This is a genomic window from Aminobacter sp. GW821-FHT11F06 (assembly GCF_058808215.1).
In genome coordinates this window covers 677231-691685 of the sequence record NZ_JBXARL010000002.1, presented here as the reverse complement: position 1 = coordinate 691685, position 14455 = coordinate 677231, and the positions used below count along the sequence as shown (strand labels likewise).

The window sequence follows — 14455 nt, the reverse complement described above, 5'->3', positions numbered from 1 at the left end:
GATGACCGATCATGACCAGGCGCTGAGTGTGGATCGGATTGGGAACGTTCCCAATTCTGCCGTACGCGGCCGGCCGAAACGGGCGACAGCCTTTGCCAATGGCTGGCGCCGCTGGTGGCCGTTCTACGTCATGATGGCGCCGGGTCTGATTTTCTTCCTGGTGCTGCATTACCTGCCGATCTGGGAAGCCAGGATCGCCTTCGAGCAGGTCAGGATCGTTCCGCCCAACATCTGGGTCGGGCTCAAGCATTTCTACGTGCTGTTTGCCTCGCCGGTGTTCTGGCAGGTGCTTGCCAACACCTTGATCATCTCGGCGATGAAGATGGCCTTCTTCCTGCCGGTGCCGATCCTGGTGGCGCTGCTGATCAACGAGGTGCGCGGCGGACGGCTGCGCAAGTTCATCCAGTCGGCGATCTATCTGCCGCACTTCCTGTCCTGGGTGGTCATTGCAGGTGTTTTCATCGCCGCACTGTCGCCCACCGACGGTGCGGTCAACAATCTGATGGGCATGGCCGGCATCGCGCCGCGCTCGTTCATGACCGATACCGGCGCCATTCGCTGGGTGCTGGTGTTCACCGAGATCTGGCGCTCCGCCGGCTGGGACAGCCTGCTTTATCTCGCCGCCATCATCGCCATCGACCAGCAGCTTTATGACGCCGCTGAAATCGACGGCGCCAATCGCTGGCAAAAGATCTGGCACGTGACGCTGCCCGGCATCGTGCCGACAATCGCCACGCTGTTCATCCTCAACGCCGGCATGTTCCTCAACGCCGATCTCAACCAGGTCATCAACTTCACCAACGACGTGGTGCGCTCCAAGATCGATATCGTCGACACCTATGTCTACCGCATCGGCCTGCAGACCGGCGAATACTCGCTGGCAACCGCAGCCGGCCTGTTCAAGGCGGTGCTCGGCACGATGATGATCGTTACCGCCCATTTCGTGTCCAAGCGCCTGACCGGCAAGGGAGTCTGGTAATGGCCTTGTCGCGCAAGACCCCGCTCGAACGCATCGAATACGCCATCATCGTTTCGACACTGCTGCTGCTGGTCGTGGTGACTGTGCAGCCGCTCCTCAACCTTTTGGCCGTGTCGCTGTCCGAGCCGGCCAAGGTGCCGGGCATGAATGGCCTGACAATCCTGCCCCGAGGCTTCTCACTCGATGTGTGGAGCGTTTTGCTGCAACACCCCAATGTGCAGCGCGGCATCTTCAATTCGATCTTCATCACCTTTGTCAGCACGCTGATCGGCGTCGTCGGCACCGCGCTGATGGCCTGGGGCCTGTCGCGGCCGGGCCTGCCGGGGCGCAAGGCGCTGTTCATTCTGGTGCTCGTCACCATCGTGTTCGAGCCCGGCATCATTCCCGAATATTTCGTCAACAAGCGGCTCGGGCTGCTCGACAGCTACTGGTCGGTGATCCTCTACAAGGCGGTCAACGCCTGGTACCTGATCATCCTCATCCGCTTCTTCGAGGAGATCCCCAAGGAACTCCTGGAGGCATCCGAGCTCGACGGCGCCAACCCCTTCCAGGTGTTCTGGTATGTGGTGCTGCCGCTGGCCAAGCCGGCGCTGGCGACGATCTCGCTGTTTTACCTCGTCTTCCACTGGAACGAGTTCTTCCACGCGATGATCTATCTCAACGACCAAAGCAAATGGCCGTTGCAGGTGGTGCTGCGCCAGTTCGTCATCGACGGCGACAAGATCGCCATCGTCGGCGTCGACAATGCCAACAACAACACTGGCGCGGGCCAGCTTGATCTGAGGTCGCTCAAGGCCGGCATGATCCTTCTGACCATCGTGCCGATCCTGGCGATCTACCCGCTGATCCTGAAATTCTTCACCAAAGGCACCATGAGCGGCGCGCTCAAGGGCTGATGGCGACGATGTGCCTGCCAAAAAAAGCCTATCAAAACGGAGGAGATGAAATGTTCAGAAGAATGATCCTTATGACATCGACGGCCTTGGCGCTGAGCCTTGGCGTGGCTGTCCCTGCAATGGCCGAGCCGGTCAAGATCCGCGTCGTGTCCAAGGATTTCGTGTCGTCCAACCCGGACGACGTCAAGCACATCCAGCGCATCGAGGATGCGCTGCGCGCACAGGGCACCGACCTCGATATCGAACTCGTCGACCTGCCCTCGTCGGGTTATGCCGACAAGCTCTCGGTGATGCTGCTTTCGGGCGATATCCCTGATCTGATCTACTTCCAGGGTGGCGACGCCAAGATGGTCGAGCAGGGCGTTCTCGAAGACCTCACCCCTGCCATCGCCGAGTCCAAATATGTGAAGGACGCGCTGTGGCCGCACAATGTCGAGCGCCTGAAGAACTATCCCTACCTTCTCTATGTCTATCCCGTGCGCGGGCCGCAGCCGGTGATCCGCAAGGATTGGCTGGAAAAGACCGGCCTCAAGGCGCCTGAAACGGTCGAAGACTATGTGAAGTTGTTCAAGGCCATCAAGGATGGCGATCTCGACGGCAATGGCGTCGCCGACACCTATGGCGTGACCACCGCTGGCAACACCAACGAACTCGATTCGATCTTCAACCAGGCGTTCGGCGTCACCGGCTCGTGGATGAAGAATGCGGCTGGCGAATGGGTGAATGCCCGTATCACCAGCCAGGAGAAGGACAAGATCGCCTTCTACGCCTCGCTGCGCGAGCAGGGCCTTTTCGATCCCGAATACATCACCACCAAGTTCGACGTGAAGGAAGACAAGTTCTACACCGGCAAGGTCGGTGTGATCTTCGGCTCGTCGGGCGAAGTCATCGACATCTATGGCGGCAAGATGCGCCAGGTGCATCCGGGTACCGAACTGGTGCTGCTGTCGCCGCCCAAGGGCCCGGCTGGCCAGGGGCTGGCGGCTGTCGACGTGTCGAAGGAATCGCGCGGTTTGGCGATCTCGGCCACGTCCACGCACAAGGCCGAGGTGATGAAGCTGCTCGACTTCATGGCGAGCCCCGAGGGCCAGATGATGGACCGCTTGGGCTTCGAAGGCCAAGAATACACCAAGGACGGCGACACCTATAAGGTCACCGACAAGATCGCGACCTGGTATGCCCGCTTCATGGTGGCGGCGAACTGGAAGCCGCCTGTGGTCTGGCAGTCCGAAGCCGCCCAGCAGTGGATGACGACAACCCAGAAGTACTTCAAGCCTGACAACGCCTTCGTCTGGCCGGCCGACTATGCCGCCGATCTCGACGCCACCGAAAACGTCTACCGTGCCTGGGTCTACAAGTTCATCTCCGGCGAAGCCAAGATGGATCAGTGGGACCAGTATGTCGCCGAATGGGAAGCCGCCGGCGGCAAGCGTCTCAACGAATACGCAAGGACCGTTCTTGATGCTGCCAAGTGATGCACAAGGGCTCTCGCTGAAGGGCAGGGTCCGAGCGCTCATCCATGGCGTCGCCTTAGGCGACGCCATCGGAGCGCCGATCGAAAAGCTTTCCGCCGCCGAAATCGCTCAACGCTACGGGCGGGTGACCTCGCTCGACACGCAGTGGCACAAGATGTCGCTCGATACCACGGCGCGCAACGGCAGGGTGCGCGGCAGCGGCATCGTCACCGACGACACGATGATGACGCTGTGCCTGATGGATATCTACGCCGAGACCGGCAGGCATCTCGACGCCTGGGACATGGCCGACGGCATGGTGCGCCAGATCGCCTGGATCCCGCGCTATGTGCCCGAATTGCAGCGCGAAGCGATGCTGATCGAGCGGCTGTTTTATCCCGAGAAGTGGATTTTCCAGCGCCACCAGCTGGCATCCTGCGACCCGCGCCAGGGGGGCATCGGCAACATGGTCAATTGTGGTGCTGCGATGTATGTGGCGCCGATCGGCGTGGTCAACGCCTGCGATCCCAAGGCCGCCTATGACGAGGCGATTGCTTTCGCCTCGGGCCATCAGGAAAGCTACGGCCTCGAAGCTGCCGGCGTGTTCGCGGCGGCGGTTGCCGCGGCCTTCATTCCCGGCACGTCGATCGAAGCCGTGATCGACACTGTGCTGACCCTTGCCAAGGACGGCACCAAGAATGCCATCGCCGACATTGTCGCGGTGACAAGGAAGCTGAAGGCGTCCAAGGCCGATTACGCGACTGTCGTTGCAGAATTCCACAAGGCCATGGCGCCCTATTCGCCGATGGGCGACGACGTCAACCACACGCCCGGCAAGGTCGGAAGGCTGACCAACGCCTACCAGCCGAGCCGCCTGGGCGCCATCGAGGAGCTGCCGCTGGCGCTGGGCTTTTGCCTTCTCAATGACGGCGACTTCCGCAAGTCGATCGAGGACGGCATCAATTCAGGCCGCGACACCGACTCCATCGGCGTGATGGCCGGCGCGATCCTCGGCGCCATGCATGGCGAAAGCGTCATCTCCGAAGCCGACCGCGCGCTGCTCGACAAGACCAATCGGCTCGACCTCAACGCCTCGGCCGATGCCTTTACCGAAACGGTCAAGGCGATCATCTCCGCCGACCAGGCCGCCGCTGACGCGCGCGCCACGCGCCGTGCCGCCCTTACGCTCTAGTCCATAACGAAAGACCGATGATGCCCAAGCTCACCAAAGAGACGATTTACGAAAAGATCTATGCCGGCTTCATCGGCAAGGCCATCGGCGTGCGGCTTGGCGCACCGGTGGAACCCACAATCTGGAGCTATGAGCGCATCCAGAAAACCTATGGCGAAGTCACCCAGTATCTGCGCGATTTCAAGAATTTCGCCGCCGACGACGACACCAATGGCCCGGTCTATTTCATCCGCGCGCTGCGCGACTACGGTCTCGAAGCGACCGCCGAACATGTCGGCAAGACCTGGGTCAACTACGCTGCGGAAGAACACGGCATGTACTGGTGGGGCGGTTTCGGCGTGTCGACCGAACACACCGCCTATCGCAATCTGCGCGCTGGCATCCCCGCGCCGCAGTCGGGCTCCATCGCCCAGAACGGCGCAAGCGTCGCCGAGCAGATCGGCGGCCAGATCTTCATCGACAGCTGGGGCTGGGTGCATCCGGGCGAGCCGCAAAAGGCCGCCGACGCATCGGCGCGTGCGGCATCCGTCGCCCATGACGGCGAGGGGCTGAACGGCGCGCGCTTCTGCGCGGCTGCCATCGCCAAGGCCTTCGAGGCAACCTCGATCAATGAGATCATCGAAGCGGCACTTGCAACCATCGATGCACGCTCGACCTATGCACGTGTCGCCAATGCGGTGATTGCCTTCCACAAGGCCAATCCAGGCAACTGGCGCGCCTGCCGCGACATGCTGACCGCCGAATGGGGCTATGACCGCTATCCCGGCGTCTGCCACATCATCCCCAATGCGGGTGTGACTGTCATGGCGATCCTCTACGGTGAAGGCGACCTGCCGCGCACCGCCGAGATCGCCACCATGGCTGGCTGGGACACCGACTGCAATGCTGGCAATGCCGGTGCCATCGTCGGCACCTTCCAGGGCGTGCAGCCGGGCTGGGACAAATACCGCAAGCCGATCAACGACTTTGTCATCGCCTCGGGCGTCGTCGGTTCGCTCAATATCGTCGATATTCCCTCCTTCGCCCGTGAGCTGACCGTGCTTGCGCTGCAGCTGCGCGGCGACGAGGTGCCGGCACTTTGGCTGGAGGATTTCACCCGGCGCGGCGTGCGCTTCGACTTCGACCTGCCCGGCTCGACGCACGCCTTCCGCACCGCTGGCTTCAACCAGATCAGCGTCAAGGCTTCGACCGAAAGGCACGTCGAAGGTTCGCGCGGCTCGCTCGAAATCCAGCTCGACCGGCTTGAGCGCGGTCATGGCGGGCGCATCTTCTGGAAGCCGTTCTACCGCCGCGAGGATTTCGACGACGAGCGCTATCGCCCGATGTTCACCCCGCTGGTCGATGCCGGCCAGAAGGTGTCGTTCAAGCTCTGGCTCGATCCGTGGAACGGCGACGGCAATCTGCGCGTGGTGCCATACGTGCGCCGCGCCATGTCGGGTGCCATCGAAGAGATCGGCGGTTGGCATGTGCCCAGTCACGAGGGCTGGCAGGACTACGAATTCACCGTGCCTGAAGGGCTGGAAGCGATCGACGAGATCGGCATCCAGGTCGAATATTTCGGCCGCTTGAAGTTCCTGGGCCGCCTGTATCTCGCCGACTTCAAGGTCGAGGGCGCTGGCCGCACCGTCATCGACCCGCGTACCGAAGTGCAGGAGTGGGGCGCTGTTTCGCGCTTCACCTGGAACCGCGGCCACTGGACCCTGCAGAACGGCCGCATCCATGCGCACACGCCCAGCGACGCCGACATGTGGGCCGGCCACTATTACGCCCGCGACGTCAAGGTTGTGGCCGACATCCAGCCGCTCGCCGGTGCATCGCAACTGGTGACAGCGCGCGCGCAAGGCACCAGCCAGTTCTACGCCGCCGGCTTCGATGGCGACGATGTGGTGATCATCAAGGAGGATTTCGGCACGACGGTTCTGGCGCGCGCGCCGTTCAAGCGCGCGTTCGGGCAGAACTATGCCTTCGCGTTTTCGGCGGCGGGCGATGCGCTGTCCTTTGCCATCGACGGCAAGACGCTGATCGAGGCGAAAGACGGCAAATACACCTACGGCATGGCCGGCCTGCGCCTCGGCGCGCTCGCCCGCATGAGCGTGGGCACTGTCGAAATCATCGAGACGGCCTGAGACTGTGGTCCCCGCTCCAGGCCTGGCGGCTGGGGCGGGGACCTGCGTGGGCGTATCGAAAGGGAGAAGCATGTCAGAAATCGAACTCAGGAATGTCGGCAAGAATTATGGCAGCGTGCCGGTGCTCGACGACATTTCGCTCGACATGGGCAGGGGCGAATTCGTCGTCCTGGTCGGACCGTCCGGCTGCGGAAAGTCGACGCTCTTGCGGATGATCGCCGGGCTCGAAGACATCAGCTCCGGCGAGATCACCATTGGCGGCAAGATCGTCAACGACATGCCGGCCAAGGAGCGCGACCTGGCCATGGTGTTCCAGAATTATGCGCTCTATCCGCATATGAAGGTTGCCGACAATATGAGCTTCGCGCTCAAGCTCGCCGGCGTCTCCAAGGCCGAGATCCAGAAGCGTGTCGCGGAGGCCGCCGAAATCCTCGGGTTGGAAAAGCTGCTCGACCGCCTGCCGCGCGAACTCTCCGGCGGCCAGCGCCAGCGCGTGGCGATGGGCCGCGCCATCGTACGCGACCCCCGCGCCTTCCTCTTCGATGAGCCGCTGTCCAATCTCGATGCCAAGCTGCGCGTCAAGATGCGCGGCGAGATCAAGAAGTTGCATCAGCGCCTGGGCAAGACCACTATCTACGTCACCCACGACCAGACCGAGGCCATGACAATGGCCGACAAGATCGTGGTGCTGAATGGCGGCAAGATCGAGCAGATGGGCCCGCCGCTGGAGCTCTACAAGAACCCGTGCAACCTGTTCGTCGCCGGCTTCATCGGCTCGCCCGAGATCAACCTGCTGCATGGCGAGGTCGACGGATCGGAACTGCGCCTGGCCGATGGCGCCACCTTGCCGTTGCCTGCGGGCGCCAATCTCGCGCCGGGCCGCAAGATCGTCTACGGCATCCGGCCGCAACACATCGGCCTTGCCGACAATGGTGTTGGTGCCGAGGTGGTGCTTGTCGAGCCCACCGGCGATGCGCAGGAGGTGCTGCTGCGTATCGTGTCGACCGACATCTCCATGGTGCTGAGCGAGGCTGCACCTTTGCAGTCGGGCCAGCGCGTGACACTCGGCTTCGATCCCGCCAAGGTGCTTTTGTTCGACAAGGAGACAGGCGAGCGTATCCGATGACCGGCTTTTCCCACATGCACTGGGACCCGACCGCCGAGGGGCCGCTTGAGGGTATCAAGGTGCTCGACCTGTCGCGGCTCGTCGCCGGCAACATGCTGTCGCTGCAGCTCGCCGATTTTGGCGCCGACGTCGTCAAGATCGAGCCGCCGGTCGGCGATCCGCTGCGCGAGTGGAAAGAAGACGGCCTGTCGATCTTCTGGAAGACCTATGGCCGCAACAAGCGCTCGGTCGTCCTCAATTTGCGCGAGCCCGCCGATCGCGCCGCACTGTGGGCGCTGATCGACGGCGCCGATGTACTGATCGAGAACTACCGTCCCGGCACGCTGGAGCAGATGGGCTTCGGCCCGGACCTGCTCCTTGAGCGCAATCCCGATCTCGTTGTCGTGCGCATTTCCGGATTTGGCCAGACCGGGCCTTATGCCGAATTCCCCGGCTTCGGCACCATCGTCGAGGGCATGAGCGGTTATGCCTATCGCACCGGATTTCCCGACCGCGAGCCGGTTCTGCCGCCTCTGGCGCTGGCCGACATGATCGCTGGCATCTATGGCATGTCGGCGACGATGACAGCCCTTTTCGCCCGCCAAAAGGGTAAGGCGCGTGGCCAGGTCGTCGACCTGTCGCTGCTGGAACCGATCTTCTCCGTGCTTGGACCCGAAGCGGGCATCCATGCGCTCACCGGCAAGGTCAAGGAGCGTGTCGGCAGCGCCTCGAACACCGCAAGCCCGCGCAACGTCTATCGCTGCGCCGACGGCAAATACGTCGCCCTTTCCGGCTCGACGCCGGCTGTGGCGCGCCGCATCTTCGAGATCATCGGCCGGGCCGACATGAATGCCGATCCGCGCTTTGCCACCAACAGCGAACGCCTCAAGCATCGCGAACTTGTCGACGAGGCGATCGGCGCCTGGTTCGCCACCCGCTCGCATGACGAAGCGCTGGTCGTTATGCGCGACAGCGGCGCTACCGTCGGGCCGATCTACAGCATCGCCGACGCTGCCACCGACCCACATTTCACCGAGCGCGAAGTGATCGTTTCGCTCGACGATGAGGACCACGGCACCCTGCCTATGCACAACATCGTGCCGCGACTGTCGGCGACGCCTGGAACTTTTCGTCGCCCAGCACCCGGGCTGGGCGAACACACCGCCGAGGTGCTTGAGGAGGCCGGTGTTGCACCCGAGGCTGTCGCGGCAATCGTCGCGGGGGCCGAAAAATGAAACTGCGCTCCCTGCTTTATGTGCCGGCCCATGCCGAGCGGTTCATCGCCAAGGCATATGAGCGGGGCGCCGATGCGATCATCCTCGACCTTGAGGATTCGGTACCGGCGAACAGCAAGCTCGCGGCACGCGAAGGTTTGGGCGAGGCGGTCCGACATGTCGGGCAGGCGGGAGCTACCGTCTTTGTGCGCATCAACTCCGAAACCGATCTCCAGTTCGAGGATGCGGCGGCCGCCTGCAGGGCAGGGGCTTGCGGTCTGATGTTGCCTAAGCTGGCGACATTGGAGCAGCTTGACCGTCTTGCGGCCCATCTCGCGCCAATAAGGGATCCGATGCCCTTCATCGGCCTTGTCGAGGACCCCGGGGCGGTGCTCGACGCCCGTGCGCTCGCCGCGCACCCCAACGTGATGGGGCTGGCGCTTGGCGGCGAGGATTTCGCCACCGCCATGGGGGCTTCAGCGACACCCGCGGTGCTTCGCCTTCCCAAGCAGATGGTGCACATGGCCGCCAAGGCCTCCGGAAAACTGTCGTTTGGCCTGCTGCGCGGTATCGCCGATTATGCCGACATCGACGCCATCGGGGCCGCCGCCGCCGAGGCGAAAACCTTTGGTTTCGATGGCGCGACCTGCGTCCACCCTTCCGCCGTTGCTGTCTTGAACGCAGGTTTTTCGCCGACCGAAGCCGAACTCGATTGGGCGAGGCGCCTTGTTGCCGAAGCCGAAATGGCCGCGAGCGAGAGCCGCGGCGCCTTCGTTTTCGACGGCAAGATGGTCGACGCACCGATCATTGCCCGCGCCCGGGCCATTCTGGCCAAGGCATGAGCCCTTGGCAGGGTATGATCGCCGTGCCATTCGCGCAGATTAATTCTTGGTAACACAGCCTCGATTTGCTCGCCGCTGCCGATCCGCTTCCTACATGTGCAATGACTGCTCGTCGTAATACGCAGCCGAAAGAGCTTGGTTGTGCCATGACGTGTTGTCGCGGGGCGCGCGCGGAAACGGGTTCATGCGCTCGGGAGCTGTCTTATGTGGACATTCCGGTCTGCCGTCTTGGCGCCAGTGGCGCTTGTGGTTGCCGCCGCACTTCTGCTGTTTCCGCAGCTGACCGATACGGCGCGGCATTATCTCACCAACACTGTGGCTGGTCTGGGCACCGCTGCGCAAAAAACCGGCCAGCCGGTGGCCGCATCGTCCAAGGATCCGACAGCGCAACACGGCAACGCGATAGCGGTGACGGTCGCGGCGGCTGAGAGCGGCACGTTTCCCATTGTTACCAGAGGTTTCGGCACCGTGCAGTCGCCTGCCGTTGTCGAGGTCGGGGCTCGGATATCGAGCCAGGTGACGGAAATCCACGTCAAGGACGGTCAAATGGTGAAGGCCGGCGACCTGTTGATCTCGCTCGACGACCGTTCGTTGCGCGCGCAACTGGCACGCGATCAGGCAACCCTTGCCAAGGACAATGCCCTGCTGGTCAGCACCACCGCCGATATGAACCGCGCAAAAGATCTCGCCTCCAAGCAGGCCGGCACGCAGCAGGCCTATGACACTGCGCTGGCGTTGCAGCTGGGAGCACAAGCGAATGTCGCCGGCGACCAGGCAGCCATCGATGCCGATCAGGTCCAGCTCGACTACACCTTGATCAAGGCGCCGATATCGGGTCGGCTCGGCGCGGTGCAGATCGCTGTTGGAGATGTCGTCGGCAACACGTCCTCGTCCAGTAACAACGGGCTCGTGACCATCACGCAGGTCGACCCCATCGAGGTGATGTTCCACCTTCCCGAAGCACAGTTGGCCATCTTCAAGAAGCTTGTCGATGCCGGTACGCCGCCGATAGTCAGGGCACTGATGGCGGGCAGTACGGATCCTGTTGCCTCAGGCGTCATGGATTTCATCGATTCTGCTGTCGATACGGCATCGGGCACCATCGCCATGCGCGCCACCTTCTCCAACGGCGACCTTGCGCTATGGCCGGGCCAGTATGTCGATGTCGAGGTCGATCAGCCATCCGTGCCCAATACGACGATCATCCCGACGGTTGCCCTGCAATCCGGCCAGAACGGCCAGTTCGTCTATCTTGTCCGGCCCGACAACACCGTCGAGCTTCGCCCCGTCCAGGTGGCGGTCAGCGACGGCGCGAACTCCGCCATCGCTTCCGGCCTCAATCCTGGCGACCAGGTGGTGACCGAAGGCCAGCTGCGGCTGAAGCCGGGTGCTGCCGTACGGCCCTCCGCCGCTGCAGCCGCGACCGGCGATGCGGCCAAGGTGCAGCCAGCGGCCTATGTCGCGCGGCCTGGCTCCGCGGGAGCGCGGCAATGAACATTTCCGAATTCTGCATACGCCGGCCGGTCGCGACACTTTTGATGTCGCTGTCTCTGGTGCTTGCCGGCCTGTTCGCCTACGGCAGATTGCCGGTGGCGGCCCTGCCGCAGGCCGACTTCCCGGTGATCAACGTTTCGGCGAGCCTGCCCGGGGCCGCGCCCGACACCATGGCCACCTCGGTGGCGACGCCGCTGATCAAGCAATTCGCCACGATCGCTGGCATAGACAGCATCTCGACGACCAATTCGCTCGGCTCGACGTCGATCTCGATCCAGTTCGTGCTCAACCGCAACATCGATGCCGCCGCCGCCGACGTGCAGGCAGCCATCGCCCGCGCCGCCCGCGCGTTGCCGGACGAAATGCCCTCGCCGCCGAGCTATCGCAAGGTCAATCCGGCCGATGCGCCGATCCTGCTGCTGGCCCTCAAGAGCGATGTCGTGCCGCTCACCGACCTCGACGCCTTTGCCCAGCAGGTCATTTCACCTTCATTGTCGACACTGGACGGCGTCGCGCAGGTGTCGATCTTTGGCAGCCAGCAATATGCCGTGCGGATCCAGGTCGATGCCGATGCTCTGGCGGCGCGCGGTATTTCCACCGCCCAGCTTTCGACGGCGATTTCCGGCGCCAATTCCAATGCTCCCTTGGGAACACTCCAGGGCAACCAGCAGCAATTGACAATCGTCGCCAACACGCAGCTGAACAATGCCTCGGACTTCTCCAATCTCATCATCGCCAGCAAGGACGGCAAGCCTGTCCGCCTCGGCGACGTCACCAAGGTCATCGATTCCGTCGCCAACCTGCAGACGGCGAGCTGGTATGACGGCACACGCGCCATCATCCTGGCGGTCCAGCGCCAGCCCGGCGCCAACACCGTGGCTGTGGTCGACAAGGTCAAGGCAATGCTGCCGACATTCCGCAGCGAGTTGCCGGCGGCCGCGTCGCTGGAGTCCCTCAACGACCGAGCCGCGTCTGTCCGCGCTGCCGTCAGCGACGTGCAGTTCACGCTTGGGCTGACGATCGCGCTTGTGGTGCTGGTGATCTTCCTCTTCCTGCGCCGGCTTTGGGCCACATTGATCCCGGCACTTGCCGTGCCGATTTCCCTGATCGCCACCTTCGGCGTCATGTATCTCTTCGGGTTTTCGATCGACAACATCTCGCTCATGGCCTTGACGCTGTCGGTGGGCCTAGTCGTCGACGATGCCATCGTCATGCTGGAAAACATCGTCCGCCATGTCGAGGAGGATGGCGAAGGCGCATTCGCGGCGGCGCTGAAAGGCTCGCGCGAGATCGGCTTCACCATCATCGCGATTTCGCTGTCGCTGGTCGCCGTGTTCATCCCCGTGCTCCTGATGGGTGGGGTGATCGGAAAGATCTTCTACGAGTTCGCCGTCGTGGTCGTCGTCGCCATTTTGGTGTCGGCATTCGTTTCGCTGACGCTGACGCCGATGCTGGCGTCACGGCTGCCGATTGCCTCGCACAGCGACACCGGGCTCGGTGGTGCGCTGGAGCGAGGCTTTGAAGCGGTCCTGCGCGGCTACGACCGCATGCTCAAGCTTTGCTTCCGCTTCCATCCGGTGGTTTTCGCCATATTCCTCGGAACGGTCGCCATGACCGCCTATCAACTCCAAACCATGCCCAAGGGCTTCTTTCCGCTCGAAGACATCGGCCAGCTTCAGGTCACCACCCAGGCGCGCGAGGATATCTCGTTCGATGCGATGAAGGCGCTGCAGGCCAAGGTCGTGGATGTCTTCGCCAAGTCGCCCTATGTCGCCCACGTCGCCTCCAATGTCGGCGGCGGTGGCGGCGGCTCCGGCGCCATGAACGCGGCGCGGCTTTTTGTCGAACTGAAGCCCAAGACCGAACGTCCGCCCTTGCAGCAGGTGCTCGCCGATCTGCGCCGGCAGCTTGCGCCGATCGCGGGCATCCAGGCCTTCATGTCGCCGGTGCAGAACCTGTCGGTTGGGGCGCGCGGCTCGGCCAGCCAGTACCAGCTGGTCGTCCAGAGCCTTGATGGAAAGCTGATGAACCAGTGGGCGCAGAAGCTGACCGACGCGATGACCGCCGAAAGGACAGTTTTCGCCGATGTCAGTTCCGACCTGCAGAACAACGCGCTCCAGGCCAAGCTGGTCATCGACCGCGACAAGGCGGCTTCGCTTGGCGTTACCGCCGATGTGCTGCGCTCGACGCTCTATGGCGGCTTTGGCACCCAGCAGGTTTCCACGATCTATACGCCAAGCGACAGCTATGAGGTGATCATGGAACTCGATCCGCGCGTCGACTGGACGCCGGAGAGGCTGGCGCGAATCGAAGTCGCCGGCGCCAACGGCACGCTCATACCGCTGGGCTCGTTCTCGCATGTCGAGCGGAGTGCTGGTGCCCTGACCGTCAACCAGCTCGGCCAACTTCCCGCCGTTACCATCTCCTACAACCTGCCCGACAAGGTCGCCCTGGGTGACAGCATCGCCCAGATCGACAAGCTCAAGGCCGAGATCGGCATGCCGCAGAATGTCGTGACCAGCTTCTACGGCACGGCCAAGACCTTCCAGGATGCCGCCGCCAACCAGGGCCTGCTGATCCTCGGCGCGATCCTGACCATCTATGTCGTGCTCGGCATGCTCTATGAGAGCTTCATCCACCCGCTGACCATTCTGTCGGGCCTGCCGGCGGCGGCTGTCGGTGCGCTGCTTGCGCTGTCCTGGCTCGGCTTCGACCTGTCGGTCATCGCCGTGATCGGGCTTTTGATGCTGATCGGCATCGTCAAGAAGAACGCGATCATGATGATCGACGTCGCACTCACCTTGCGGCGCGACGGCATGGTGGCGGCGCAGGCGATCCACAAGGCATGCCTGATGCGGTTCCGTCCGATCATGATGACGACATTGGCCGCGATGATGAGCACCTTGCCCATCGCCCTGGGCACCGGCGCCAGTGCCGAGTTGCGCCAGCCGCTCGGCATCGCCGTCGTCGGCGGGCTCGTGGTGTCCCAGACGCTGACGCTGTTCGTCACGCCCGTGCTCTATCTCTACATGGAGCGGCTTGGCGAATGGGTGAAGCGGGCTACCGTTGGGACAAAACAGGTCGAGCCGAAACCGGCCGAGGGACCAAAGCTGCTCAAGGCCGCCGAGTAGCTGGACCGAGATTTCTCAGCCC

Annotated in this window: 10 protein-coding genes; all 10 read left to right on the top strand. The window is 63.0% G+C overall.

Annotated features, from left to right (window positions below):
* Window position 1: 1 nt before the first annotated feature.
* The 10 genes from AC1RTB_RS07805 (at window position 2) to AC1RTB_RS07760 (ending at window position 14433) form a co-directional block, all read left to right on the top strand.
* A complete protein-coding gene (locus tag AC1RTB_RS07805; RefSeq protein ID WP_492876263.1) occupies window positions 2–979 on the top strand; it encodes an ABC transporter permease in 978 nt (325 codons plus the stop codon).
* Complete coding sequence (locus AC1RTB_RS07800; protein ID WP_492876262.1) at window positions 979–1875, top strand: carbohydrate ABC transporter permease; 897 nt, start codon at window positions 979–981, stop codon at window positions 1873–1875. Before AC1RTB_RS07805 ends, AC1RTB_RS07800 begins: the two co-directional genes overlap by 1 nt.
* A 71-nt stretch (window positions 1876–1946) precedes the next feature.
* Entirely contained in the window at window positions 1947–3350 is a 1404-nt protein-coding gene (locus AC1RTB_RS07795) for an extracellular solute-binding protein (protein WP_492876260.1), read from the top strand.
* Window positions 3337–4521: an ADP-ribosylglycohydrolase family protein gene (locus AC1RTB_RS07790; protein ID WP_492876259.1), complete on the top strand. Its 1185-nt coding sequence runs from the start codon at window positions 3337–3339 to the stop codon at window positions 4519–4521. Before AC1RTB_RS07795 ends, AC1RTB_RS07790 begins: the two co-directional genes overlap by 14 nt.
* A gap of 20 nt (window positions 4522–4541) precedes the next feature.
* The gene (locus AC1RTB_RS07785; RefSeq protein WP_492943801.1) at window positions 4542–6647 is read left to right on the top strand and encodes an ADP-ribosylglycohydrolase family protein; all 2106 of its coding nucleotides are present in this window, start codon (window positions 4542–4544) and stop codon (window positions 6645–6647) included.
* 70 nt (window positions 6648–6717) lie between these two features.
* Complete coding sequence (locus tag AC1RTB_RS07780) at window positions 6718–7773, top strand: ABC transporter ATP-binding protein (protein WP_492876255.1); 1056 nt, start codon at window positions 6718–6720, stop codon at window positions 7771–7773.
* Complete coding sequence (locus tag AC1RTB_RS07775; protein ID WP_492876253.1) at window positions 7770–8987, top strand: CaiB/BaiF CoA transferase family protein; 1218 nt, start codon at window positions 7770–7772, stop codon at window positions 8985–8987. Before AC1RTB_RS07780 ends, AC1RTB_RS07775 begins: the two co-directional genes overlap by 4 nt.
* Window positions 8984–9808 (top strand): HpcH/HpaI aldolase/citrate lyase family protein, encoded by an 825-nt coding sequence (locus AC1RTB_RS07770; RefSeq protein WP_492876252.1) that lies wholly within the window; start codon window positions 8984–8986, stop codon window positions 9806–9808. The genes AC1RTB_RS07775 and AC1RTB_RS07770 overlap by 4 nt, the downstream gene beginning before the upstream one ends.
* Window positions 9809–10012: 204 nt before the next feature.
* Entirely contained in the window at window positions 10013–11302 is a 1290-nt protein-coding gene (locus AC1RTB_RS07765) for an efflux RND transporter periplasmic adaptor subunit (protein WP_492876251.1), read from the top strand.
* Window positions 11299–14433 carry an efflux RND transporter permease subunit gene (locus AC1RTB_RS07760; RefSeq protein WP_492876249.1) on the top strand — a complete coding sequence of 1045 codons (3135 nt, stop codon included), beginning with the start codon at window positions 11299–11301 and terminating at the stop codon, window positions 14431–14433. The genes AC1RTB_RS07765 and AC1RTB_RS07760 overlap by 4 nt, the downstream gene beginning before the upstream one ends.
* Window positions 14434–14455: the final 22 nt, after the last annotated feature.